This window comes from Mycolicibacter sinensis (genome assembly GCF_001673565.1).
GTDB classification, from domain to species: domain Bacteria; phylum Actinomycetota; class Actinomycetes; order Mycobacteriales; family Mycobacteriaceae; genus Mycobacterium; species Mycobacterium sinense_C.
Genome location: NZ_LZMF01000106.1, coordinates 1 through 552 on the forward strand (window position 1 = coordinate 1; position 552 = coordinate 552).

General features: G+C 69.6%; 1 pseudogene. It reads right to left on the reverse strand.

The window, feature by feature from the left end:
• A pseudogene (locus A5648_RS15745) lies at positions 1 to 552 on the reverse strand (AMP-binding protein); the annotation flags it as partial.

Consider the following 552-nt stretch of genomic DNA (forward strand, 5'->3'; position numbering starts at 1 on the left):
CACCGGGGCACACCCGCCGCCGACGAAGCGTTGCCGGCACGCGCTGCGCTGAATCTTGCCGCTGGTGGTGGTCGGGACCTGCATGGGCTCGACCAGCAGCACATCGTGGGCCGAAACATTGTGGGTGGCAAGGACCGCCGCGCGGATGGCCTCGACGGCGCCGCTGAGGTCGGAGTTCAGCGACGCGCGGTTCACCTCCTGCACGATCACCAGCTGCTCGTCGGCGCGCGGGTTCGGTTTGACCGTGAACACCGCGGTGCGGCCCGGCATCAGTGCCGGGTCACTGCCGCCCACGGTGTCCTCGATGTCGTTGGGGTAGTACTTGATGTCGCGGATCGTGATCAGGTCGTTCCACCGACCGGTCACGAATAGCTCACCCGCGCAGACGAATCCGAGGTCGCCGGTGCGCAGGAACGGGCCCTCGCCGGTGTCGGCCAGCGTCGCACCGAAGGTGCGTTCGGTCTCCTCGGGCCGCCCCCAGTAGCCCACGCCGACGCTGGGCCCGGACACCCAGATCTCGCCCACTTCCTCAGGGCCGCGGCGCAACCGGGT